The organism is Lentilactobacillus diolivorans DSM 14421, from assembly GCF_001434255.1.
Taxonomy (GTDB): Bacteria; Bacillota; Bacilli; order Lactobacillales; family Lactobacillaceae; genus Lentilactobacillus; species Lentilactobacillus diolivorans.
Genome location: NZ_AZEY01000090.1, coordinates 20,560 through 44,321, shown reverse-complemented (window position 1 = coordinate 44,321; position 23,762 = coordinate 20,560). Strand labels below are relative to the sequence as shown.

27 protein-coding genes, 1 tRNA gene and 1 other annotated feature (1 of these 29 running past the window's edge) are annotated in these 23,762 nt (G+C 39.7%); of the genes, 3 read left to right on the top strand and 25 right to left on the bottom strand.

Features of this window, described 5'->3' with window-relative positions:
* Nucleotides 1–6, bottom strand: a sequence feature (ribosomal protein L10 leader region) (it extends 107 nt beyond the left edge of the window).
* 76 nt (nt 7–82) lie between these two features.
* From rplA to FC85_RS09725, 15 genes are all read right to left on the bottom strand, one after another.
* The gene (gene rplA / locus FC85_RS09790; protein WP_057865354.1) at nt 83–775 is read right to left on the bottom strand and encodes a 50S ribosomal protein L1; all 693 of its coding nucleotides are present in this window, start codon (nt 773–775) and stop codon (nt 83–85) included.
* A 103-nt stretch (nt 776–878) separates the two neighbouring features.
* Complete coding sequence (gene rplK, locus FC85_RS09785; RefSeq protein ID WP_057865353.1) at nt 879–1,304, bottom strand: 50S ribosomal protein L11; 426 nt, start codon at nt 1,302–1,304, stop codon at nt 879–881.
* 123 nt (nt 1,305–1,427) lie between these two features.
* Nucleotides 1,428–2,270, bottom strand: a complete 843-nt coding sequence (locus FC85_RS09780; RefSeq protein WP_338033348.1) for an alpha/beta hydrolase — start codon at nt 2,268–2,270, stop codon at nt 1,428–1,430.
* 129 nt (nt 2,271–2,399) lie between these two features.
* On the bottom strand, nt 2,400–2,948 hold the full coding sequence (nusG, locus tag FC85_RS09775; protein WP_057865351.1) for a transcription termination/antitermination protein NusG: 549 nt from the start codon (nt 2,946–2,948) through the stop codon (nt 2,400–2,402).
* A gap of 97 nt (nt 2,949–3,045) precedes the next feature.
* Nucleotides 3,046–3,222, bottom strand: a complete 177-nt coding sequence (secE, locus tag FC85_RS09770; RefSeq protein ID WP_057865350.1) for a preprotein translocase subunit SecE — start codon at nt 3,220–3,222, stop codon at nt 3,046–3,048.
* 13 nt (nt 3,223–3,235) lie between these two features.
* Nucleotides 3,236–3,385: a 50S ribosomal protein L33 gene (gene rpmG / locus FC85_RS15540; RefSeq protein ID WP_082619762.1), complete on the bottom strand. Its 150-nt coding sequence runs from the start codon at nt 3,383–3,385 to the stop codon at nt 3,236–3,238.
* Between the two features lie 51 nt (nt 3,386–3,436).
* Nucleotides 3,437–4,000 carry a sigma factor gene (locus FC85_RS09765; protein ID WP_057865349.1) on the bottom strand — a complete coding sequence of 188 codons (564 nt, stop codon included), beginning with the start codon at nt 3,998–4,000 and terminating at the stop codon, nt 3,437–3,439.
* Nucleotides 4,001–4,153: 153 nt separating this feature from the next.
* A complete protein-coding gene (locus FC85_RS09760) occupies nt 4,154–4,687 on the bottom strand; it encodes a YacP-like NYN domain-containing protein (RefSeq protein WP_057865348.1) in 534 nt (177 codons plus the stop codon).
* Between the two features lie 16 nt (nt 4,688–4,703).
* On the bottom strand, nt 4,704–5,468 hold the full coding sequence (gene rlmB / locus FC85_RS09755) for a 23S rRNA (guanosine(2251)-2'-O)-methyltransferase RlmB (RefSeq protein ID WP_057865347.1): 765 nt from the start codon (nt 5,466–5,468) through the stop codon (nt 4,704–4,706).
* Entirely contained in the window at nt 5,458–5,868 is a 411-nt protein-coding gene (locus tag FC85_RS09750; protein ID WP_057865346.1) for a Mini-ribonuclease 3, read from the bottom strand. The genes rlmB and FC85_RS09750 overlap by 11 nt, the downstream gene beginning before the upstream one ends.
* Before the next feature lie 8 nt (nt 5,869–5,876).
* A complete protein-coding gene (cysS, locus tag FC85_RS09745) occupies nt 5,877–7,283 on the bottom strand; it encodes a cysteine--tRNA ligase (RefSeq protein WP_057865345.1) in 1,407 nt (468 codons plus the stop codon).
* Between the two features lie 141 nt (nt 7,284–7,424).
* The gene (gene gltX / locus FC85_RS09740) at nt 7,425–8,918 is read right to left on the bottom strand and encodes a glutamate--tRNA ligase (protein ID WP_057865344.1); all 1,494 of its coding nucleotides are present in this window, start codon (nt 8,916–8,918) and stop codon (nt 7,425–7,427) included.
* A gap of 231 nt (nt 8,919–9,149) precedes the next feature.
* The gene (locus FC85_RS09735) at nt 9,150–10,325 is read right to left on the bottom strand and encodes a PIN/TRAM domain-containing protein (protein ID WP_186825064.1); all 1,176 of its coding nucleotides are present in this window, start codon (nt 10,323–10,325) and stop codon (nt 9,150–9,152) included.
* A gap of 26 nt (nt 10,326–10,351) precedes the next feature.
* On the bottom strand, nt 10,352–11,722 hold the full coding sequence (radA, locus tag FC85_RS09730; protein ID WP_057865342.1) for a DNA repair protein RadA: 1,371 nt from the start codon (nt 11,720–11,722) through the stop codon (nt 10,352–10,354).
* Between the two features lie 93 nt (nt 11,723–11,815).
* On the bottom strand, nt 11,816–12,355 hold the full coding sequence (locus FC85_RS09725; RefSeq protein WP_057865341.1) for a dCTP deaminase/dUTPase family protein: 540 nt from the start codon (nt 12,353–12,355) through the stop codon (nt 11,816–11,818).
* Between the two features lie 204 nt (nt 12,356–12,559).
* Between FC85_RS09725 and rpiA the strand changes: the two genes are divergently transcribed.
* Nucleotides 12,560–13,243: a ribose-5-phosphate isomerase RpiA gene (rpiA, locus tag FC85_RS09720; protein ID WP_057865340.1), complete on the top strand. Its 684-nt coding sequence runs from the start codon at nt 12,560–12,562 to the stop codon at nt 13,241–13,243.
* Nucleotides 13,244–13,589: 346 nt separating this feature from the next.
* Nucleotides 13,590–14,924 (top strand): C1 family peptidase, encoded by a 1,335-nt coding sequence (locus FC85_RS09715; RefSeq protein ID WP_057865339.1) that lies wholly within the window; start codon nt 13,590–13,592, stop codon nt 14,922–14,924.
* A 125-nt stretch (nt 14,925–15,049) separates the two neighbouring features.
* Here the strand turns inward: FC85_RS09715 and FC85_RS09710 are convergent, their stop codons facing one another.
* Together FC85_RS09710 and FC85_RS09705 are read right to left on the bottom strand one after the other, a co-directional pair.
* On the bottom strand, nt 15,050–15,724 hold the full coding sequence (locus FC85_RS09710) for a 2,3-bisphosphoglycerate-dependent phosphoglycerate mutase (RefSeq protein ID WP_057865338.1): 675 nt from the start codon (nt 15,722–15,724) through the stop codon (nt 15,050–15,052).
* A gap of 111 nt (nt 15,725–15,835) precedes the next feature.
* Nucleotides 15,836–16,780, bottom strand: coding sequence for an AEC family transporter (locus tag FC85_RS09705; RefSeq protein ID WP_057865337.1), 945 nt, complete (start codon nt 16,778–16,780; stop codon nt 15,836–15,838).
* Between the two features lie 213 nt (nt 16,781–16,993).
* Between FC85_RS09705 and FC85_RS09700 the strand changes: the two genes are divergently transcribed.
* A complete protein-coding gene (locus FC85_RS09700) occupies nt 16,994–18,118 on the top strand; it encodes an LCP family protein (protein ID WP_057865336.1) in 1,125 nt (374 codons plus the stop codon).
* A gap of 387 nt (nt 18,119–18,505) precedes the next feature.
* Here the strand turns inward: FC85_RS09700 and FC85_RS09695 are convergent, their stop codons facing one another.
* From FC85_RS09695 to FC85_RS09660, 8 genes are all read right to left on the bottom strand, one after another.
* A complete protein-coding gene (locus FC85_RS09695; RefSeq protein WP_057865335.1) occupies nt 18,506–19,384 on the bottom strand; it encodes a PTS system mannose/fructose/sorbose family transporter subunit IID in 879 nt (292 codons plus the stop codon).
* Nucleotides 19,385–19,401: 17 nt separating this feature from the next.
* Entirely contained in the window at nt 19,402–20,202 is an 801-nt protein-coding gene (locus FC85_RS09690) for a mannose/fructose/sorbose family PTS transporter subunit IIC (RefSeq protein WP_057865334.1), read from the bottom strand.
* A 19-nt stretch (nt 20,203–20,221) separates the two neighbouring features.
* Nucleotides 20,222–20,725 (bottom strand): PTS sugar transporter subunit IIB, encoded by a 504-nt coding sequence (locus tag FC85_RS09685; protein WP_057865333.1) that lies wholly within the window; start codon nt 20,723–20,725, stop codon nt 20,222–20,224.
* Nucleotides 20,725–21,150: a PTS sugar transporter subunit IIA gene (locus tag FC85_RS09680; protein WP_057865332.1), complete on the bottom strand. Its 426-nt coding sequence runs from the start codon at nt 21,148–21,150 to the stop codon at nt 20,725–20,727. The genes FC85_RS09685 and FC85_RS09680 overlap by 1 nt, the downstream gene beginning before the upstream one ends.
* Before the next feature lie 139 nt (nt 21,151–21,289).
* Nucleotides 21,290–21,910: an HAD family hydrolase gene (locus FC85_RS09675; RefSeq protein ID WP_057865331.1), complete on the bottom strand. Its 621-nt coding sequence runs from the start codon at nt 21,908–21,910 to the stop codon at nt 21,290–21,292.
* Between the two features lie 268 nt (nt 21,911–22,178).
* Nucleotides 22,179–22,264 (bottom strand) — tRNA-Leu (locus tag FC85_RS09670).
* Nucleotides 22,265–22,320: 56 nt separating this feature from the next.
* Nucleotides 22,321–23,199: a homoserine kinase gene (gene thrB, locus FC85_RS09665; RefSeq protein ID WP_057865330.1), complete on the bottom strand. Its 879-nt coding sequence runs from the start codon at nt 23,197–23,199 to the stop codon at nt 22,321–22,323.
* A gap of 21 nt (nt 23,200–23,220) precedes the next feature.
* Nucleotides 23,221–23,694, bottom strand: a complete 474-nt coding sequence (locus tag FC85_RS09660) for a SprT family protein (RefSeq protein ID WP_057865329.1) — start codon at nt 23,692–23,694, stop codon at nt 23,221–23,223.
* Between the last annotated feature and the right edge of the window lie 68 nt (nt 23,695–23,762).

Here is a 23,762-nt window from a genome sequence, read left to right as displayed (position 1 = left end):
CAATTAACAGTATACCACAATTAATGATCTATCGTCAATTAGGGATCTTTTATTTAAATCAGAAACTAACTAATCAACTTGATTAGAATGATTCAAGATCAACCTTGACACCTGGTCCGAAAGTTGTTGAAATTGAAACGTTTTGAACGTAAACGCCACGTACTGAAGCAGGACGTGCCTTAACAATAACATCTTCAATTGTCTTCAAATTTCCGATCAGCTTGCCAGTACCAAATGAAACCTTACCAACTGGAACAGCAACGTTACCATCACGATCAGTCCGATAAGTAACCTTACCGGCTTTAGATTCAGTAACCGCCTTGGTAACATCCATGGTAACAGTGCCAGTCTTAGGGTTTGGCATCAAACCCTTTGGTCCAAGAACTCGGCCTAGACGACCAACTTGAGCCATCATATCAGGTGTTGCAATTGCAACATCAAAATCTAACCAGCCATCTTGAATTTTTTGTACTAAGTCAGCTTCACCAACAAAATCTGCGCCGGCTGCTTCAGCATCTTTGGCCTTATCACCCTTTGCAAATACGATAACCGTTTGATCTTTACCAGTTCCATTAGGTAAAACAACGGCACCACGTAATTGTTGATCAGCTTGCTTAGTATCAACGTTTAAATTAAATACAATTTCAACAGTTGCATCGAATTTTGCATAATCAATCTTTTTAACTAATTCCACAGCATCTTGAACTGGATATGCCTTACCAGCGTCTACTTGTTCAAGGGCTGCCTTATAATTTTTACCTCTTTTACGAGCCATGTTGTGTTTTCCTCCTTGCTTTGTGGTTATAACGGATAAACCTCCCACGCAACGTTCAAGCGATGCATTAGGTTAAATTGGTTCCGCTTAGATGGCGTCAAAATTAATCTTTGACAGTGAATCCCATACTACGTGCAGTTCCTTCAACCATGCGCATTGCTGCTTCAACGTCAGCTGCGTTCAGGTCCTTCATCTTAGTTTCAGCGATTTCCTTAACTTGGTCTTTGGTAACTTCCGCAACCTTGTTAGTGTTTGGTTCGCCAGAACCGTGTTGAACACCAGCAGCTTTCTTGAGTAACACAGCAGCAGGTGGAGTCTTGGTAACGAAGTCAAATGAACGATCTTCGTAAACCGTAATAACAACAGGAATAATCATTCCTGCTTGATCAGCAGTACGAGCATTAAATTCCTTAGTAAAGCCCATAATGTTGATACCTGCTTGACCTAAAGCAGGACCAACTGGAGGGGCAGGTGTTGCTTTGCCCGCAGGAATCTGCAATTTAACGATGTTAGCTACTTTTTTAGCCACGAGACATAACCTCCTTAAGTCCGTGTGTGGTTAATGGAGATCAAAATTTCTCCTCCCACGTTCGTATGAATAAACATACCACATAAATATACCACAAAGAGCGTTTGCTAACAACATAAACTTTCAAACGCCCCAAATAAATTTGGCAATATTAGCATCAACCAACCGATTCTCATGGAGCAATCGATGAGTTGCCCACTTACCACGAATGACAACCTCCCGATAATAGTGGGCGGGCTGCTGCAATAAATATCGTAATGAAAAAGCACTGTTTAAAGATACTTGACCATCATTTTGCTGCTCATCATTAATTTTACCCGCGATATTCAATACGCTTATCTCAGGTGGAATCGCCGCTATCTTTTGAGATAACGCTCGATAAATCGGCATTCTTTTAACCGGCCCATTCGCATTAAATGGATAGGCATCAACATCCGGGGTACTCCTGGCAATTTCAGAATCATTAAACGGTCCAGCAATCGCGACAACCCGCTTAACTGAAATCGGTGACTTTGCCTGTTCGTGAGTTAAGTACCAAAAAATCGTAATGCATCCCATCGAGTGACCAACCAAATTAACACTGGAAACATGGTACTCCGCTTCCAAAAGTTGGCAGATCTTAAGCAGCCAAATCGCCTGTTGTTTGGGTCTGGAAGTCTTGTCTTTAAATAAGACCTGGATCATGGTCCGATAATCATTCATCTGGCCAATCACCCGAAGCTTACCATGTCGATTAACAATAATCACCATTGATTTATTCGCATTAAATTTTGAAACCAATCGATTTTGTAAAAAACCAAATGAGAAACGGTTTCCAAGATACCCAGGTAAAAATAGTGTTGGCACCTGATCTAACGGTGTCGATCGAACAGTCTGAGTTTTACTGCTTCTCGGTCGTCCAAGTAAAATTATCTTCACAATCACAACAAGCAATAAACAACTTAGGATGACTCCCAACACAACCACGCTAATCAACTCAATCACCCACTTGAATTAAGCTGCAAACTTTCCTAGTATCTTCCTAAATTAATAACCAATTTGATAAAAGATTCATCATTTTACAGTTCTCGATCAACTTAACAATCATGACACATTTTAAAGAACGGTATCAACTTGATTAAATTCCAGCTCGGTACTTGTTTCACGTCCGAACATTTCAATATTAACCTTCAAGCGCATCTTTTCATTGTCAATTTCAGTAACTTTACCGTCAAGACCAGTAAATGCCCCATCAACAATCTTCACAATATCGCCAACATTAACATCAAGAGTTTCGTGTTTGGCACTCATCCCTACCTGCTTCAAGATTGAGTCAACTTCATCGGGTAATAGCGGTGTTGGCTTGCTTCCTTGACCATGAGATCCGATAAACCCAGTAACCCCCGGTGTATTTCGAACAATATACCAAGTCTGGTCGGTCATGATCATTTCAACAAGCACATAACCAGGGAAGGTTTTTTCCATCTTAACCTTATCTTTACCATTCTTAACTTCGTGTTCCTCTTCTTCAGGAACGACTGTCCGGAAAATATAATCTTCCATCCCCATTGATTGTTTACGACTATCCAAGTTTAATTTAACTTTGTTTTCGTAGCCTGAATAAGTGTGTAATACGTACCATTTTTTTTCTGCTGACTCAACCATCGTTTGTCGACTCCTCTTTAAATTAATTCAAATAAAAAAACCTGACACTTTTTGCAGGTTTTAACAACATAACTATAACAAATTTTTGCCAAGTTGGCTATGCAAGAAACGACAAGCCCCACTGAACAATCCAATCAATGCATCCTAAAAAGATTGCCATAATGATTGACGTACCAAGAACCGTACTTGTATCACGCCGAGTTTCATGGGCATTCGGCCAAGTCACAACTTTCATTTCTTTAACGACGTTTTTTAGAAAATTTACTAATCTCAAGTCAGTATCCCCTTTAACGAGTTTCTTTATGCAACGTGTATTTACCACAATATTTACAAAACTTATTAAGCTCTAGACGTTTCGTTCGATTAGGATTTTCGGGAATCGTGTAGTTTCTTGATCCACAAACCGAGCAGGCTAAAGCAACTTTTCTTTGTGCCATGGCGGCACCTCCTAACAAGCATAGTAATTCTAGCATTCTAAATGCATTCAGTCAATTTATCTTATTTTTATATTTCCACTTGCATCGTTCAAAAGCACTATAAATTGCCCGACGTTTAGGATCATCAAGAGTAAGCTTACCATCTGAAGATAACATAAAATGCATTGCCTGTTTTTCATTAACAGAACAATTAAGATACAGTTGCTGTAGACTTTCACCAACAATCGCCGAATGTTCTGGACTTGCCGCGGTAGGATCCATTACCGTTGCGGAATAATAGTCGGCGTTTTCTTCAACGGATTTAAGCGGCTCAGCTGGCTTTCGTTTTTCTGCATTGTTTAAGCGAATTAAGTCGATTACGCGATTTCTTAAGTTCTTGCTATAGTACGTTCCAAAGCTAACTTCACGTGTTTTTTTAAAATATTTGGCTGAACGAAGAAGCACAATTCCGGCTTCTTGATCAAGATCATCTTCATCATACCCCGGAACAAAATACCGGCGTTTCATTTTAGATAGGATGGGGTGATACTTTCTGAAAAGGACGATAAAATCGTCTCCATTCCCCATGGCTACTGAACAAATTAGTTTAAATTCCTGTTTGCTTGTTCCTGTCATGCTAAATTCTCCTCATGTCATGTATTTTCTGAAAACTCATGAAAAATACATTACAAAAGGTGCATGATAGTCACAAGGGAACCGGCGTTCAGCTAAAAACGAGCTTAACTATACCAATTGGAAAATATTAGATATCTAATATTTTTACTAATATTATTTCCCATCATGGGTCAATTTATCCCGAAGCTTTTCAAGTTCAAGCATTTGTTTTGAATCCCATGGTGTATGTCGGATAACCGCCGATTTATCGGTCATTTTCCTAGCTTCCGCATTCACTTCCTGCTTTGCACGGCGAATATTACTCAGTAGCTCACGGGCTGGAATCCGCAACGCTCCCGCCGAAAAAATTGTCCATTGTTCCGCTTGATCACTCGTCGCAACAATCACCTGAGTAAATCGATTTTGCTTTTTCCGAGATAACGCCTCAATGTAACTATCAGCCGTTTGGTCCTTGCTTGTCCAGACAATTTCCATGTCAAATTTGCGAAAACTCTTGGCATTTCCCGGAACATACATTGCATCAAAAACAACAATCATGTTAATGTCACGATACTTTTTATACTCCGATAATTCCGCGAGCAACTCATCGCGGGCATCTTCAAGCCGATCAGCCTGTTTTAATTTGTTGAGGTGCGGCCAATTGCCAATCATATTATACGCATCAACAATTAATAAATCCTCTTTCATTTACCATCACCATTTTTCACTTTCCTAAAGGATGACGGGAATTAAAGCCTTGATAAATCAAAACACTGGCTGCAACACTGGCATTAAGGCTTTGAATATCGCCAATCATTGGAATCGTCAGCATCTCATCTACTTGTTTCTTTAATAATGGAGAAATTCCCTTTCCCTCATTACCAATAATAACTGCAACGGAACCACTTGCGTCCCATTTACGATAATCAGTTCCTGCAATATCGGTCCCAAAAATCCACATACCGCGATCTTTCAATTCCTTAACCGTGGCAGACAAATTGGTTACTCTGGCCACCGGTACCCGTTCAATTGCGCCGGCAGAAGTTTTGGCAACTGTTGCAGTCAGGCCAACGGCACGGTGTTTGGGAATAATAACTCCCGTTACGCCAGCTGCATCCGCGGTTCGAATAATTGATCCCAAGTTATGTGGGTCTTCAATATTATCCAGGATAACAAAAAATGGTGCTGTTCCAACCTTTTTTGCATTCTCAAACAATTCGTCAATGCTGGCATATCTAAATGCAGCTATTGATAGAACTACGCCTTGATGGTTTTGATTATCCGATAATTTGTCCAATTTTTGCTTGGGAACTTTGGAAATCACTAAGCGTTTTTTGTGCGCTAATTTTAAAATTTCTGAAACAATATTATCATCATCTTTAATGCCTGTTTGAATAAATAATTTATTAACGGGATTATTGCTCTTCAATGCTGCAACAACCGGATGACGACCGATGACAAATTCTTCGTTTTCTTGATCATTCTTCATGTTTAAGGTTCCCACTTTCTACTTGGTTAATACACCAGTTAGCAATTTCGATCATCCGATCCGTCTGATCACTTAAACTAAGATAACCAAAAACCGCTTCAAACCCAGTCGAAATTCGATAAGTAATCACGTCAGTATTTTTGGCATGAGTATGACTTTTGGCATTTCGACCACGTTTAAAGTATTCCCATTCCTCATCGTTCAGTAAGTCATTTTGTTTCATCAAATCAATTAATGCTGCCTGAGCTTTTGCTGAAACATAGTTTGTAGCAGCATGCTGCAACCGCGTTGGTTTAGTCAACCCTTGATTAATAAGATGACGGCGAATAAAAACCTCATAGGCCGCATCCCCCATGTACGCAAGCGCAATTCCGTTAAGCTGTGTGAAATTGTTAGTCATAAATCCAACTATTCCTTTCTAAACCGAGTTCCCTGAGGTGTATCTTCAAGAATGATCCCCCGGGCTTTTAATTCTTCACGAATTTCATCACTTCGAATAAAGTCTTTATCATGACGCGCTTTTTCACGTGCATTAATCAATGCCCAAATTTCATCATCTTTAAGCTCACTTTGTTCAAGTTTAATTCCAAAAATTCCAGCTAACTGTTTCAAAGTATTGATAATGAACTGCAGACTGAGTTTAAAAACGACCTGACGTTCAACATACATATTTGCAAATTTAGCAAGTTCATACACTGCCGCAATCCCATTTTGAACATTAAAATCATCATCCATCGCATCAGTAAAATCAGCAACAATCTGGCGGACTTCCTGATCAGTCTTGGGATCGTCGCCTTCTTCGGCATTATGCAAACGATACGTCAAATTATTAAAGGCTGTCTGTAGCTTCTTTAAATTACTGCTGGCTTCCTGAACACTTGCCGTATTATATTGAATTGGTCGGCGATAATGCGTTGTTGACATCAATAAGCGAATTACCTGACCGTCGACTTTCTTTAACAAATCATGAACCGTAATGAAATTGCCAAGTGACTTACTCATTTTTTCGTTATCATCACCAACCGTAACAAATCCATTATGCATCCAGTACCGAACAAATGTCTGGCCGGTGTTGGCTTCACTTTGAGCACGTTCATTTTCATGATGTGGGAAAATTAAATCTTCGCCGCCACCATGAATATCAAGTGTTTTACCAAGGTATTTTGTCGACATTACCGAGCATTCGATGTGCCAACCCGGTCGGCCCTTTCCCCAAGGCGAATCCCACGAAATCTCATCACCCTTGGATTTTTTCCAAAGCGCAAAATCAATCGGATCCTCCTTTTGAGCCAATTCCTCCTTAGAAATATGCTGACTGGCACCAACTTCCAACTGGTCGACATTGATGTGTGGTAAGGCACCATATGTTGGAAATTTGCGAGCCCGAAAATAAACGTTACCGTCAACATTGTAACCATAGCCTTTATCAACAAGCGTCTTAACGAAATTAATAATCTCTGGAATGTTCTGGGTTGCTCGTGGATGAACAACATCTTTGGAAATATTTAATGCAGCAGTATCCTGCATGAAGGCGTGAATATATTTATCAGCAATGGCGCCAACGGTTGTATTATTTTCACGAGCAGCATTAATCATCTTATCATCAACATCTGTAAAATTCGAAACGTAATTAACTTTATACCCCCGATACTCAAGGTATCGACGAACAGTATCAAAGGCAATTGCACTTCTAGCATTACCAATGTGAATGTAATTGTAGACAGTTGGACCACAGACATACATATTAACAACGCCTGGGGTAACGGGTTCGAATTTTTCTTTTTTTCGGGTGAGCGTATTAAATATCTGCAACATTTCGAATTCCTCTCTTTACGTCTTATATAATGAAATCATAGCATAATTTTCAAGTTATTTTTCAATATAACCATAAACTATAATAAAAGGTCTCGCCGAAATTTCAACGAGACCAATTAACTTAAAAATATTTTTTATCATTTAATCTTTATCGATTTGTTTTAAAGTCTGATTAATATGTTGAATCGCCTTTTGCTTACCAACCAATTCAACCGATTCAGGCAATTCTGGTCCGTGCATTTCATGTGTAACCGCAATTCGGATTGGCATCCATAACTTGCGTCCCTTAATACCAGTATCTTTCTGAATGGCCTTGATTGTCTTTAAGACCTCAACCGAATCAAACATTGGCAGTTCTTGGATCCGATTAAGAAATTCTTTCAAAACAACTGGTGCCGTATCGTTAGAAATCTCATCTAACGCGTCGCCCGAAACTTCTTCCGGTTCTTGGAAAAATACAGAAGCCATGTCATTGATTTGAGCCATATAACTCATTTCACGTTTGTAAAGGTTAATTAGCTGACGAGCCCATTCGATCGTCTTATTGTCTGGATTTTCCGGGATGTTACCTCCCTTAATCAATTGACGCAAAGCTAAGTCCATAATTGTACTATCATCAGCAGCTTTTACGTATTGGTTATTAATCCATTCCAACTTCTTTGAATCAAATTTAGCAGGTGACTTACTGAGTCGCTTTTCATCATACATTTTAATGAATTGTTTCTTATTGAAGATTTCATCCTCACCAACTGGTGACCAGCCAAGTAACAAGATAAAGTTAAACATGGCATCGGGTAAATAACCAAGATTACGATATTGTTCAATAAACTGAAGAACCGATTCATCTCGCTTACTAAGCTTTTTGCCAGTATCAGCACTGATAATTAAGCTCATGTGACCAAACCTAGGTGCTTGCCACCCAAAGGCCTCATAGATCATCAATTGTTTAGGGGTATTGGCAACGTGATCATCACCACGGAAAACATGGCTGATCTTCATCTTATGGTCATCAACGACAACCGCAAAATTATAAGTCGGCATGCCATCACGTTTGGCAATGACAAAATCGCCACCAATTGTATCAGAATTAAAGGAAACCTTTCCTTTAACGATATCATCCCAAGCATAATCACGATTCTTAGGAACCCGAAAACGAATAACCGGCTTCAAACCTTTTGCTTTTGCATCAGCGATGGCTTGTTGCTTTTCTTCGTTACTCATTCCTTCGTATTCATATTCATAATGAGGCATCTCACCACGAGCTTTTTGAGCTTCACGGTCGGCTTGCAATTGTTCTTCAGTTCGATAAGACTCGTACGCCTTACCTTCATCCAATAACTGCTGGATAAGGGGGGTATAGATATCTTTTCGTTCTGATTGACGATATGGACCATAATCGCCACCGACATCAGGACCCTCGTCCCAATCCAAACCAAGCCACTTGAGATTTTCAAGTTGGCTTTTTTCACCGTCGGCAACGTTTCGTTTCGTATCCGTATCTTCAATCCGGATAATGAACTTTCCTTTATTGTGTCGTGCAAATAAATAATTAAAAATGGCTGTCCGTGCATTTCCGATATGCAAGTGGCCAGTTGGACTTGGTGCATAACGAACTCGAATTGCATTGTTTGCCAAAGTCAAACGCCTCTTTCTTATAATTATTCCAAAATTTTAAACAAATTTCGGCAGTGTCTTCAGTTTACAATGAAGTGCGGGAAAAATAAAGGTATCCAAGATAACTGAGATGAAAACTACCTCTTACTTGACCTTTATCCACATGGTTCAAAAAACGAGGTTGACCAAATTGGCCTACCTCGTTTGAACTATCAGCGTGATTAACTGGAAAGAAGTAAAAAAGATTTTTAGCTACTTAGCAGTTCGACCATTTTTCGGCTTATTACGCTTACTGTCGCTTTCTTCATTATTTTCCGAAATATTTTTAGTGGAGTGTTCAGGCCGGGCGAAGATCATCTTGCCGGCATCTGTTTGAATGGCACTGGTAACCACAACATCGATATGATCATTTAGGAAGTAGCGGCCATCTTCCACAACTACCATTGTTCCATCATCAAGGTATGCAACTCCCTGTTGACGTTCAGTTCCGTTTTTAACGACCATCACGTTTAGCTGCTGACCGGGCAAAATTTTCTGCCGCAACGAATTAGCCAACGCATTGATATTAAAGACCTGAACGTTTTGGAACTGAATGACTTTATTTAAATTATAATCATTCGTTATAATAACCCCATTAACGTCTTTGGCCAACGCAATCAATTTTGTGTCAACCTCAGAAATATCATCATAATCTTTATCCGACATTTCAATGGGAATTAAGTCTTCACTTTGTAATTTATTTAAGATATCCAAACCTCGCCGGCCACGGACTCGTTTGACACTGTCGCTTGAGTCGGCAATGTATTGAAGTTCGTACAAAACAAACTTTGGAACCAACAATGTGCCCTCGATAAAGCCGGTCTTAACAACATCATAAATTCGACCATCAATCAAAATGTTGGTATCGAGAATTTTATAGTGATGATAGTTCTTATCAACCGGCTTATCAATAATCTTTTCCTCGGCCGCTTTTGGTGCAGATTCCGAACGGCGCCGAAATTGAAACATTTTTCGCCACCGGTCACTCTGAGTCGCTCCGAGTCTGAAACCAAAATATCCAAGAATTAACATTAAAATAATTGGAATCATTGTGTTCAAGAAAAATGTATTTGTCCTAAAGAACACAATTGAAACCAGAACTGCCAGAACCAGACCAATAATTAACCCCAACGTTCCAAAAACTAGCTGCAATGGGCTTTGACTCGTTAGCCTTGCCTCAATTCGGTCGGTCAACTTCAAAACATAGTTTCCAGCCATCAACGAAATAATATAAAAAATAATTGCACCAAAAATCGCGTTTGTCAGGGTATTGTTGAAGACTGTGCCATATCTAACTTGAAGGATCAACCAAAGCAATGGAAAATAGCTAGCCCCAATTGCAGCACCAGCTAATGTAAAAACAATTTGAACAATTCGTTTTCGTTTCACTCTTATCGCCTTCTTTCAAAATTAATTTAACCCAAAGCTAATTTCAACGCTTGTGACAATGTTGAAACACCTACTACTTGAATTCCCTTTGGTGGCGTCCATCCTTGAAGGTTATTCGCAGGAACCAATACCCGCTTAAACCCAAGTTTTTGTGCCTCGGAGACACGTTGTTCGATCCGGGTAACCCGACGGACTTCACCCGTCAATCCAAGTTCGCCAACATAACATTCAGTTGGACTTGTCCCACGATTCTTGTACGATGAGGCAATACTAACTGCAATCGCCAAATCAATTGCGGGCTCATCCAGTTTAACACCACCAGCAGCTTTTAAATAAGCATCTTGATTCTGAAGCATCAAACCAGCACGTTTTTCAAGAACTGCCATAATTAGCGAAACTCGATTTCGGTCAAGTCCAGTTGCCGTTCGCTGTGCATTTCCAAAAACAGATGCCGTGACCAACGCCTGAATTTCAACCAAAATTGGCCGAGTTCCCTCCATCGACACCACAATTGCAGAACCAGTTGCATCCTTCAATCGCTCTTCAAGAAAAATTTCTGAAGGATTAGTGACTTCATGAAGGCCATCTGTCCGCATTTCAAAAACGCCCAGCTCATTTGTTGAACCAAACCGGTTCTTCACTGTTCGCAGAATTCGATATGAATGATGAAGGTCGCCTTCAAAATAAAGAACCGTATCAACCATATGTTCCAATATTTTAGGCCCGGCAATTGCACCACCCTTAGTCACATGACCAACCACAAACACCGTAACGCCCTGTCCCTTGGCAACATTCATTAGATCAGCAGTTACTTCTCTTATCTGCGCAACTGATCCGGTAGCTGACTGTAATTCTGGTATTTGCATGGTCTGCACGGAATCAATGACAACCGCATCCGGTTTCATTTCACTAATTGTACTTTTAATAACATCCATATCCGTTTCTGGATAAACGTAAAGTTGACCGCCACTGACACCAAGTCGATTAGCACGCATTTTAATTTGGCTGGCACTCTCCTCACCGGAAACATAAAGAATCTTACCGGACTGACTTAGTTCACCGGACAATTGCAACATCAATGTGGACTTTCCAATTCCAGGATCACCACCGATTAAGATTAAGGATCCTGGCACTACCCCACCGCCTAAAACCCGGTTAAGTTCCTCCATTTTTGTCTTGAAACGGTTCTCACTCTGAAATTTAACCTGATCAATCGGCTCAGGCTGATTATCATGAATACCAGTTCGACGCAAAGTATTAGAGGCACTACTGGGTTTTGGTGTAATTGTCTCTTCTACTAAGGTATTCCACTCGTTACAATTCGGGCAGCGTCCCAAATATCTAGGTGAAATATAGCCGCAGTTTTGACATACAAATTGAGTTTTAACTTTAGCCAATAAAATTCTCCTTCTCACTAATATTAGTCATATTTTAGCACTTAATCGATAGTATTGAATTGGTTCGGACCAGATTTTAAGGCTTCTTATACTTTATTTTCCAGAAGAGCCAAAACCGCCATTTCGCGTTTTGGCTTTGGAACCATCGTCTTGGTCGGCGAGCAGATAGGGCATAAAAATTCCCTGTGCAATTCGGTCCCCCTTCGAAATCGTGATATCATCGATTCCAAAGTTAAGGATTTGAACAAAAATTTCACCTTCGTTGCCGGAGTTGTTGTAGTAATCAGCATCGATCACGCCAATCCCATTTGGAATGGTTAATCCCCGTTTTAATGGGTTGCTTGACCGATTCGCAATGATTAAGACTTCACTAGGTTGCATATATGCCTTAATCCCAGTCGGAATCAGGAAGGGTTTTAAAACCGCCCGCGCTTTTGCTAATGATTCTTGATTAATCTTCTTTTCATGCTTAACAGCCCATAAGATTTTCAAAAAATTTAATTTCCAAATTGATGGAATGACCATATCAACGGCGCTTTCAAAATCATATCCCGCAGCGTGATTAGTTGTCCTGTAAGGAACTGTTAGTTCTTTATTTTCGTACTTCGAAACAATTTCAAATCCACGTTTCACGATAAATCTCTCCTCATAATAAAAAAATATTTGCAATCAAATAGTACAAGCCAGTTCATAACGACATTCCCAATTCGATTCTTAATAGTTAAATAGTATAACTCATGTGAGCCGGTTTGAATAGATTGACAAATTAGCTAAAAACACGCAAAATAAATGTTAGTAAAACCTTTAAGCAACTTTTGAAATTGAAAGGATAAACAAATGACACATCAAGACGAACTAAAACAATTGGTTGGCAAAGAAGCGGTTAAATTCATCAAAGATAATATGGTTGTTGGTCTTGGAACCGGTTCGACCGTCAAATTTATGGTGGATGCTTTAGGACAACGAGTAACTGATGAACACTTATCAATCATTGGTGTTCCAACATCAGAAAGAACCCGCCAACAGGCCAATCGTCTTGGCATCCCGACCAAGGGGGTTGACGAGGTCGATCACATCGATTTAACGATTGATGGTGCCGATCAAATTGATAAACATTTTCAAGGTATTAAGGGTGGCGGCGCCGCCCACCTATGGGAAAAGATCGTTGCAATTAATTCCGATAAGAATATGTGGATTGTTGACGAGAGCAAGATGGCTGACCAGCTGGGCACTTTCCCACTTCCTTTGGAAGTCATTCCTTATGGTAGCACTCAGCTTTTTAAACGATTAAAAGAAAAAGGTTATCAGCCAGAGTTTCGAATGGCAGCAGACAAGCATGTCACAACTGATTCCAACAATTACATCATCGACCTGCATATGCATCAGATTGATGATCCGAAATCATTAGCGTTGGACCTGGATCAAATGACTGGAATTGTTGAACATGGTTTATTTTTAAACATTGTTAATACTGTCATTGTTGGCAGAGAAACTGGTCCACAAGTTTTACACGCACGTTAATTTAATCAACAAACTAAATCAGAGCGGGAAAAAAGGCGCTTAACTTCCAGAGTTCAATCGAAATATCCAAATATTTAAGTTCAGAATATTCGGATAATTCGATTGAACGGCCGGAAGTTGCCTTTTTTCCCGCATTTTTTCTCGGTAATCATCATTTTTACACTAACAGAGACCACAAAATGATGATTGTCTCAGCCCCTCCTTGGTGTTTATCTCGGGGCAAAAAAAGTGCGTGCCGGAAACTTCTTGGAAATTTCAAAAGTTCCTTCGCGTATCACACTACTCTTACTGGTTCTTTCTCATAAATGAGAGTAAAATAATAAGTCATTAAGGAGAGTGATTATTTTTGACAGCAGAAATTAATTTAGATCAACTTGGCAAGTTTCAACAAAATTTAGACAATCGTAAAGATTCTAAAGTAATCCAACGAGCCGTTTCTCATCAAGGAATCTTAGCAAGCAGTGAAGACTTCGATGCAGAAAGCAAAATGGAACCTGTCTTTTCTATCGATCTTTCAACTGGAAAAGTAGCTGACCAAAAGCAAAGTGGCCGTTGTTGGATGTTCGCAGCCTTGAACACAATGCGAATTCATCTAATGAACACCTACAAGGTAGCTGATGATTTTGAACTTTCTCAAAACTACACCAACTTTTGGGATAAATTCGAAAAGTCTAACTATTTTTTGGAAAATGTCCTCAAAACGGCTAATAAACCACTGGATTCACGCAAGGTATCGTGGCTCATGACAACACCACAACAGGACGGTGGTCAATGGGATATGCTTTGTGCCCTTATTGAAAAATATGGAATCGTTCCAAAGTCTGCAATGCCAGAAACTTTTAACAGTGAAAAATCAGGTCAACTAAATAAATACTTGAATTTAAAATTGCGTCATGACGCCGTTGCACTACGTGAATTAGTTGCTGATAAGGCTTCTGATAAAAAGATTGCTGAAACTAAGGAAACAATGTTAAACGAAATTTACCGAATGTTAACCTATGCACTCGGCGAACCCGCTACCAAGTTTGACTTCGAGTATCGAGATAAAGATAAAAATTATCACATTGATCAAAACATCACGCCTCAAGAATTTTTCAAGAAATACGTTAACTTAAATCTTGAAGACTATGTCTCATTGATCAACTCGCCAACTGATGACAAACCCTTTAACAAAACATACACCATCGAAATGCTGGGTAATGTTGTTAATGGTCGACCGGTTAAGCACTTGAACTTAGAAATGGCTGAACTCAAAAAATTGGCCATCAAACAATTACAAAATGGCGAATCCGTTTGGTTTGGTAGTGACGTTGGTCAAAGTTCAAACACTAAAAAAGGAATTATGGATACAGATTTGTACGTTCCAGACGAATTATTTGCTACAGACCTATCCCTTTCCAAAGCTGAACGACTTGATTATGCCGAAAGTTTAATGACCCACGCAATGGTCATTACAGGCGTTGATTTAGTTAATGGCAAGCCAACTAAGTGGAAGGTTGAAAACAGCTGGGGTGAAAAAGTTGGGACTAAAGGATACTTTGTCATGAGTGACGACTGGTTGGATCAATTTGTTTATCAATTCGTGATCAATAAAAAGTATCTAACTGAGCAGCAACTGAAGGATCAAGCCCAGGAACCAATCGTTTTGAAGCCATGGGATCCAATGGGTGCATTAGCTTAGCGTTACATTTAAATATTCAATTAGGATTTAAAAAAGATATTCAGCACGCGCAACGGCGATGCTGGATATCTTTTTTTATTAACCATAAATTTTGCGGATCATTTAAAGATAACCAACAGACAAACTTATTCACTCATAAATTGTTTGTTAAGAATCGTTAAATGCTGATCAAAATCGTAGCGGATTGGTTTTCCGTTTGGGACTTCAATTTCTGGGATATCCTCATCAGAAATATTTTCCAGAAACTTGATAAGTGCCCGTAACGTACTACCATGAGCCACTATTAATTGATTTTTGCCGTCTAACAACCGTGGCGCAATTTGATCAGTCCAATACGGAATTAACCGCTCTTGCGCCATTTCTAAGCTTTCGCCTAAGGGAATTTTGACACCATAACGATCATAGCGAGAATCTTCATCCCTAACTTTTAGCAAAGGCGGCACAACGTTAAAACTTCGGCGCCAAATTTTTAATTGTTTGGCACCGACTTTTTCCTTAACAGCCAGTTTATTTTTTCCCCGCAAACCGCCGTAATGACGTTCGTTCAATCGCCAGGATTTATGTTCTGGTATGTAGTTCTGACCAATTTCATCAAGAACGATGTTTGTTGTCATAATCGCTCGCTTCAAAAATGACGTATGAACATCATCGAATTGCAAACCAGAGGCCTGAATAATCTGCCCCGCTGTGTGAGCCTGCGCAACCCCCTTCTCGGTGAGCGCAACATCACTCCAGCCAGTAAAAATATTATCCCGATTTGCTTGGCTCTCGCCATGACGCATTATAACCAGCGTTGACAAATTTTCATCTTCTTTTCACTTTCATTCAGTTCATGCTTTGCAGCAACAATAATGATTATGTTAACAGAATTTTTTCTATGAATCAAAGGCCTCCTGAGTGAATTTACCAGCCTAAAACTGTTGAACCAACACCATCAAGACCGGAATAACAATCAAACTTAACAAGGTTGTTTCAGCAACCATAATTGACGCATATTCCGAATCTGCATGATACAAACGAGAGACAACCGGTGCATTTGTCATGATTGGCATTGCTGACTGCATGATAAAAACTTGTTTCATCAACAATGGCATTGGTGTTGGAATAACCAGCAACGACATCAATGTTGGTGCTAGGAGAAAGCGACCAAACAAAATTAAAAAGTTGCTTCGGTCAAAATGAACATTTGACAGATCAACACTGTTAATTGAAATACCAATAAAGATCATTGACAGCGGAATCGTTAAATTACCAACATAATCGAAGTCCTGCATGATAAATTGTGGTAGCTTAACATGCCAAAGGACAAGCAAAACCCCCACCATAAATCCAAGCAGTGGTGGCGAAAAGACCTTTTTGAATACTGTCTTTAAACTAAATGATCCCTGTTGTGACCCGTCTTTTCTAATTAAATAGACGCCAAGCGTCCAAAAGAACGTCGTGTTAGCCATATAATAAACCAACACGAATGGTAAACTATGAGGGCCAAACAACGCCATATTAACCGGTAAACCAACAAAAACCGTGTTGGAGTTGGAAAACATAGATTCAAATAACCCTGCGTGCATCTTAGGAATTCGACACACTTTAACAATGATAATTGAAATAATATATAGCAAGAACATTGAAATAACAGGAAAAACAAGATCAGGTAAGGTTTTCAACAACTGATCCGCTTTAAATTTTCTGACAATTGTTGAAACCATATAAGCAGGTAGCGCAATCTGAGTAACCAGCCGCGCGATCATGCTTGTCATCTTACTGTCAAACCAATCATTTCTCGCTAAAATAAATCCAAGGGCAATGATGATCAAAATAATCAGAACCCCGGATACAGCCTGCTCAAATACTTCCATAACAATTCCCCAATTCTAAAAAAACAATAACAATGTCACATTATAGCACAATTAGAATCCACAGTTTGCTATAATCTTTCATGGACATTTATTTCAACTATTTCAAATATCAGCGGGAATTGTTAAATTATGTTTAAATAACCGGATATTTTCGCAACCACCTTCAAAAGTGCAATATACTTTTGTAAGAATTTTTGTAAATGAGGAGTTAATATGCCATCAGACAAGAAGCGGGATTTTGAACCTGTCTATTCAAGACGGGCGGACAAAAAGCCGCATTATAAAAAGAAGAACAGACGCAAACGTAGGATTATTGGTTGGAGTATTTTTGCTATTTTACTACTAATCATTGGTGGCGGACTCATTTGGGGATATGGCGCTTATAAAAGTGCTAAAAAGACTTTTACCCAAACTTTCGATTCAACACATGTCCAGAAAGCTCGAAATGTGTCGAAGGTTATCCAACAAGGGAAGCCACTTTCGATTCTCCTACTAGGAACTGATACTGGTGCACTGGGACGTCACGATACCGGCCGAACTGATACTATGATTGTTGCCACCATCAATCCTAAGAAGCAAACCATTCATCTGACAAGTATTGCCCGTGATACCAAAGTTGTCGTTCCTGGTGATACACAGGCTTATGAAAAGATCAACGCAGCTTATACGATTGGTGGTGCTGGAACCGCGGTTAAAACTGTCCAAAATCTATTGGATATTCCAATTGATTTCTATGCGATTATCAACATGGGCGGAATGGAAACAATGGTCAACGCTGTTGGTGGTGTTGACGTCAAGCCTCCTTTGACCTTCCAATACGGTCATGCAAATGTTGTGAAGGGCAAGAAGGTTCACTTGAACGGGAAGCAAGCATTGGATTATGCCAGAATGCGTGACGATGATCCACTTGGCGATTACGGCAGACAGGCTCGTCAGCGACAAATTATCAAACATTTAGTAATGAAGGGCTTAAACATTTCTTCACTTCCTAGATATAAGGCAATCTTATCGTCACTTACCGGCAATATGAAGACCGACATGACCTTTGATGATATGATCGCAGTTCGAGCTAAATATGGTGATGCAACCCATCACATTAAATCGCAGACGCTTCAAGGCCAAGATGCAATGATTGATGGCTTGTCCTATCAAGTTGTCCCTAACAGTGAATTGTTAAAGGTTTCCAATGATATTCGGGCAACGCTTGGCCTGTCTAAATCAACAAAACTCCAAGCACAACAAACGCAAACTGATTCTGATTATAGTGGTACTTCTACCGGTTATTCGGATCAAACAACTACACAACAATCATCATCTTCGACGGGCTACGGCTATTAACAGCACTACCCGCAGATGATCTAAACATATCCAAAAATGGGCTGGACAAAAGTAATTTTGTCCAGCCCATTTTGAATAATCACGATTATTACCAAGCAAAAACGCGGGATAAAGGCAGCTTTCAGCCGTGTCATCGAATTATCCAACTATCCAAATCCGGAATATCTCGTTAAACTTTTTACTTAGTTAAAAAACGTGGGCCAACAAGCAGACTCCGGTCATAAAAGCCCCTAACTTAACATTCCAAAATTGGAAATATCAAGTTAGGGGACTTATATTCTAGGATCTATCCACTTGCTGGCCCACTCTGTTTCTGATTCATGAACAATATTCAATTTTCAAGGCTTGAGACAGTCAAGCTCATGATTTAAAACAATTCCATCGGATTTAAACTAGAAAAGCCTGGATACTCAAGATGCCGCTAGCATAACCAATAATCCCAATCATAAATAAACCAATAATAATCCAAATTGGTGAAATTTGTCTGCGAATTAACCAAATGCAAATCAACGTTAATCCAATAGCAGCGATTGCTGTCATCCCAGATCCAATCAGTTTACCAAAGAAATGACCAGATAACTTGGTTACCTGCTCGGCTAATTGATCAGTGATTGAAAAGTTAACTTTGACCCAGCGCGCGACGATTACGCCCATCATAAACATCCCAAAAATTGATGTCGCCTTGGTCACGGTTTTTAAAATCCCCGTATTGAAAAAATTAATAATATCAGTGCCATTTTGGTAGCCAATCTTTTGTGCTTCATAACGGAATAAAAGCCGCGCACAATTCCACGCAACGAAGAACAAGATTGGTCCATAAATCCCAAAACCACCAATGACCAGACTTGCAGCAAATGCGGACAAAACCGGTCGAACGGTCCCAGACCATAGCGGATCGCCAATGCCACCTAAAGGACCCATCATAGCCGTTTTAACAGCATTAATTTCAGTGTCATCTACGTCACCACCATTAGCTCGCTGCTCTTCCATTGATAAAACAACTCCGGTCACCAGTGATTGCATAATTGGTGACGTATTAAAAAATAGAAGATGCCGTTTCATTGCAGAAATCCGGTCACTTTTATTTGGATATAATCGTTTAATCGCCGGTGACATAATATAAGCAAAGCCTAAATTTTGCATTCGTTCATAATTCCATGAAGCTTGTTCAAAACTGGAACGCCAAAAAATACTGATAAAGTCAGATGGTCGGAGTTCAACCTTTCTTGGTTTCCTGCTTGACTGATCATGAATTTGTTTGACCATCGCTGAGCCCCAACTTTCTACAAATCATCTAATTCTTTATCAAAGTCATCCATGTCATCATTGCCACCATTCTCTGGTTTTGAGCGCTGGTGCTTGTTTACCAACCACAAATAAAGAAGTGTTAAAAGCGCGCCAATAAGTGCTAACGTAAAAATACCAAGATTGCTAAACGCGGCAATCAGGAAGCCGATACCTAACCAAATCCACAATGTATGATCTGCCATCATATTAATAATAATGGCAAACCCGACGGCTGAAATCATCCCAATTGACGCTGCAATCCCATTGGTGACACCAGCTGGAACTTGATTGAACAACCACTGAATGTAAACTGGGTTAACCACCATCACCAGTGCAGTTGGAATTAATACCCTCAATCCCTGAATACTAAGACTAATTAAGTGCATTCGATTCATTTTGGAAAGGTTGCCTTCATTAGCCGCCTCATCCGCACGATGGACAACTTTAACAATTGATTTTCGGATAGCAACATTTAAAAGTTGTCCAATCACTGCCACTGGAATGGTTAATGCAATCCCGTGTTTGATGGTCAAAGCTACCGGGCCACAGACTAGTAGCGCCGAAATAACCGCTGGTAACGCAATATCCGGTGCGACCGCCGCACCCACATTCATCCAACCAATCATAATCATCTGGAGTGTACCGCCAAGTAAGATACCACTCACAAGATGACCCGTCGCAATACCAATAAGTGTACAAGCAATAATTGGCTGATAAACTTGCCACTCATCCAAGATGCCGTCCATTCCGACAACAAATGCAATGATTAAAATTAAAATTGTCGAAATTATACTCATTTTCTACCCTCGAAATAAATCAAAAATTCTTCTTTTCCAGCAGACCGGTCATCTCAATTTTCTTTTCAGCAGGAACTTTTTGTGCGTAAACATTCAAATGAAAGTCTTGGGTCAAAATTCGGACCTGCTTGGCAATTTCAGGGTTCATGGCAATCGCTTCAGTCACCATTGTCATACCATCCGCGTAAGCCACACTACCAATATTGATACCGATTTTAGAAAAATCAATGCCACCTTCTGCTAATCGAACCATATCGCCAACATTCTCAGTAAGCAACAATGTATTGAATGAATCAAAGCGAGAATCAAAATATGCCCGAATCATTTTATTGACGGTGACCACGTTTGCCCGAACACCAGGCGGTGCTACCTGTGTAATTAACGTCTTTCTAAGGTTATCCTTCGCAACTGTATCTGAAACTACCATAATTCGATTAGGCCGAACGGCATGAGTCCAAAAGGTTGCAACCTGTCCATGCAGTAATCGACTGTCAACCCTGGCTAATCGGATATCCATTGTCATCAAAGATCATCTCCCAAATCATTATCTGTTGGTGGCGCAATTGTAAATTGGCGAATTGAATCATCAGAAATCTCGTGAATGTGACGAACCAATTCATCAAGACTTGACTGGCGCGACATAAATGCCTCTAAGAGAATCGGCAGATTGACGCCCGCAATTAAGGCCGTATGCTTTGGATCATTAGCTACAACACCAGCAGCCACGTTAAATGGCGACCCGCCCCACAAATCAGCCAAAATCAGCGTATCGGCATCTTGTGGTAATTTTTTTTGAGCTGAAGCAAACTTTACAGATAGTGATTCAACCCCATCACTTGGTTCAAGACCAACTGTTGCAACCTGATCCTGTTTGCCAGCAATCATCTCAGAAGTTTTGACCAAGGCGGATGCCAGCCCGCCATGACTTGCAACAATAATTGAAATCATAAGAATGTCTCCTCTAGTGTTATTGGTAACAAAACACATTAAAATTTGTTAAACAGTCATGATAAATATATCACATAAGTGTCGCGACGGATATCCATTGCTTATCACCGGTATGAATTCCATTTCCTTAAAACACTGATTAATCATTAATATCTAATAAATCTGACGGTTGAACCAAATAGTACTCGGCTTCTTTAAATTCATCACTCTTTTTTGTTCGCCAGCCCGCTAATCCAAATGCCACTTTGGCTGCATGAGCAGCTTGTAAGTCATAAATCGTATCACCAATATAAATGGTTTGCTTAGGATCAGCATGAAGCTTTTCGATTCCCTTGTAAACCATGTCAGGTGCCGGTTTACCATGCTTAATCTCATTAGAAAAAACATAGGCATTAAAATACTTATCTAATCCAAATCGAGCAACATCTCGATGAAACTCCGATTCAATCTTGGAAGTTGCAATCGCCAACCGATTATTTTTATCCTGATGAAGACCCTCTAAGGTATCATAAATGCCATCGTAAACGGTCGCATATTTTTTATAGTCCTGAATTTTACTAAACCATTCTTTCAAAACTTTCTGAACGTTTTTCACCCCAAGAATTTTTAAAGAATCAACTGCTGTAATCCCAAAAACCTTCTTTAAACTTTCATACTGAATATCATAACCATTCTCAAGCAACGTTTTGTGTAACGGTAGCAGGTACATTTTTTCCGAATCAATTAAGGTCCCATCCACATCAAAAATAAAATTATGCATGCCTTAAACTCCCCCATCCGCTTAGTTTTTTATGATCAGACCACTTGTTTCACTGATGAACAACATTTCACTCAACATGATTAACTCAACCCAAATTTTTCTCCGCAATAAATAAATGCGTCCCTAATAAAGTTTTCGATTATTTAATGTACTTTTATCTTACCAGTAGAAAGCGATTCCTGTTAATACCCGTTTCCTTTACAGACGTTTTTATACAATAAAAAAGTCCGGACCACTACCAAAATGATAGTGACTCGAACTTTAACAATGCGGCCAAGAAGATTCGAACTTCCACCGGGATAATTCCCGACAAGATCCTTAATCTTGCGCGTCTGCCAATTCCGCCATGGCCGCATCAACAGATAAAATTATAGCAGAAATTCGAAGCGTTGACAATCAATTTTTTAAATTTATTCTCCGCGGACAGTCGCGCCATCTTTATCAATTTGTAACAACCGTAAACTACCATTTAAATTTTCTTTTTCTAATTCTATCCTCAACTGTGTTAATGCTGAACTTTCACCCAAGGTGGCAATTGTTGGGCCGGCACCACTCAGATAAGTCCCGTAGATTCCTAATTTATGGGCTGCTTGACGAATCGTGTCGATCTCTGGAACCAAATCCTTACGATAAGGCTCATGAAGTTGGTCATCCTCAACCAAAGGCAGTGCCTGATCCCATTTTCCTTGACTGACCAAGGCAATAAAGACATTAGCCTTACTGCTGGCATAAACAGCCGTTGGATAGTCAATCTTCTTAGGTAGCTTTTTACGACTTTGCGCCTCACTAATCCCATCAGGACGAATGTACATTAATGCCCGAACATCCGGTAAAGCTAATTTGGTTGCAATTGCTTTTTCGCCATCAAAAGTCGAAACAACCAAATCTCCTAATAATGCAGCTGCGATATTCTCAGGATGGCCCTCAAATTTGGCCCCTAAATTAAGCTGATCATCAATCGATAATCCGAGATCACCAAGTGCGTTGGCAATCTTAATTCCAGCTACTACAGCCGTTGTGCTGGATCCTAACCCATGAGCAATTGGGACATCGGAAATGACTGTTAACTGATGTGGATGAATGTTTGCATCTACTTTTAAAATTGTTTGGACAATTAAGTTTTTTTCATCAGTTGGAATATCACTTCCCAATGCATGGTTAACCTTCCATTGATCTGTTTTTTCCTCAACAATCACAGTGTAGTAAAGATGCAGTGCAATCCCGATTGAATCGACTCCGGAACCCAAATTTGCCGAAGTGGCCGGGACCCGAATAATAATCTTTGCCATGTAAAAACTCCTCCCTAGCGGTCAATTGGCCATTCGATAATTTGTCACTAACTGTAATTTTCCTCGACACCGACCACAAACATATTTTGACACGTCAATTCTTCGCTTTCTATGATACTCCAAACCACACCGATTACAGCGATAAAGATATTTTATCGGTTGAGAACGAATTGTTGTATTTGGCGCGTATCTCGATCCACCAACCGCTTTTAATAATTGTTTAAATTCGGGTGTATTATGCTTGCCACTAAAACCGGCTAAATGAAGATGATAGTGACATAACTCGTGTTTAATAATTCCGACCAGAATATCATGGTTAGTCCCGGTATCTATCTCATCCATTTTGGGATTGATATCAATGTCATGGCTCTCAAGATGATAACGTCCACCTGTTGTTTTGAGCCGGCGATTAAAATAAGCATGATGTAAAAAAGGTTTGGCAAAAAATGTTAACGAAACTTGTTCAACCAACTTTTGTAATTGTTTATCTGTCAACTTTCTAAAGATCTCCTATAATCAATGACTTCAACATCTTCAGTTCATCCAGTCAGAGCAGCAAATGA

Bases quoted from the DNA above. Each gene is read 5' to 3' on its own strand.
- rplA (WP_057865354.1), bottom strand. From the start codon at position 775: ATGGCTCGTAAAAGAGGTAAAAATTATAAGGCAGCCCTTGAACAAGTA.
- nusG (WP_057865351.1), bottom strand. From the start codon at position 2,948: ATGGTTGAGTCAGCAGAAAAAAAATGGTACGTATTACACACTTATTCA.
- rpmG (WP_082619762.1), bottom strand. From the start codon at position 3,385: ATGGCACAAAGAAAAGTTGCTTTAGCCTGCTCGGTTTGTGGATCAAGA.
- FC85_RS09765 (WP_057865349.1), bottom strand. From the start codon at position 4,000: ATGACAGGAACAAGCAAACAGGAATTTAAACTAATTTGTTCAGTAGCC.
- FC85_RS09760 (WP_057865348.1), bottom strand. From the start codon at position 4,687: ATGAAAGAGGATTTATTAATTGTTGATGCGTATAATATGATTGGCAAT.
- rlmB (WP_057865347.1), bottom strand. From the start codon at position 5,468: ATGAAGAATGATCAAGAAAACGAAGAATTTGTCATCGGTCGTCATCCG.
- FC85_RS09750 (WP_057865346.1), bottom strand. From the start codon at position 5,868: ATGACTAACAATTTCACACAGCTTAACGGAATTGCGCTTGCGTACATG.
- cysS (WP_057865345.1), bottom strand. From the start codon at position 7,283: ATGTTGCAGATATTTAATACGCTCACCCGAAAAAAAGAAAAATTCGAA.
- rpiA (WP_057865340.1), top strand. From the start codon at position 12,560: ATGACACATCAAGACGAACTAAAACAATTGGTTGGCAAAGAAGCGGTT.
- FC85_RS09705 (WP_057865337.1), bottom strand. From the start codon at position 16,780: ATGGAAGTATTTGAGCAGGCTGTATCCGGGGTTCTGATTATTTTGATC.
- FC85_RS09700 (WP_057865336.1), top strand. From the start codon at position 16,994: ATGCCATCAGACAAGAAGCGGGATTTTGAACCTGTCTATTCAAGACGG.
- FC85_RS09695 (WP_057865335.1), bottom strand. From the start codon at position 19,384: ATGGTCAAACAAATTCATGATCAGTCAAGCAGGAAACCAAGAAAGGTT.
- FC85_RS09690 (WP_057865334.1), bottom strand. From the start codon at position 20,202: ATGAGTATAATTTCGACAATTTTAATTTTAATCATTGCATTTGTTGTC.
- FC85_RS09685 (WP_057865333.1), bottom strand. From the start codon at position 20,725: ATGACAATGGATATCCGATTAGCCAGGGTTGACAGTCGATTACTGCAT.
- FC85_RS09680 (WP_057865332.1), bottom strand. From the start codon at position 21,150: ATGATTTCAATTATTGTTGCAAGTCATGGCGGGCTGGCATCCGCCTTG.
- FC85_RS09675 (WP_057865331.1), bottom strand. From the start codon at position 21,910: ATGCATAATTTTATTTTTGATGTGGATGGGACCTTAATTGATTCGGAA.
- thrB (WP_057865330.1), bottom strand. From the start codon at position 23,199: ATGGCAAAGATTATTATTCGGGTCCCGGCCACTTCGGCAAATTTGGGT.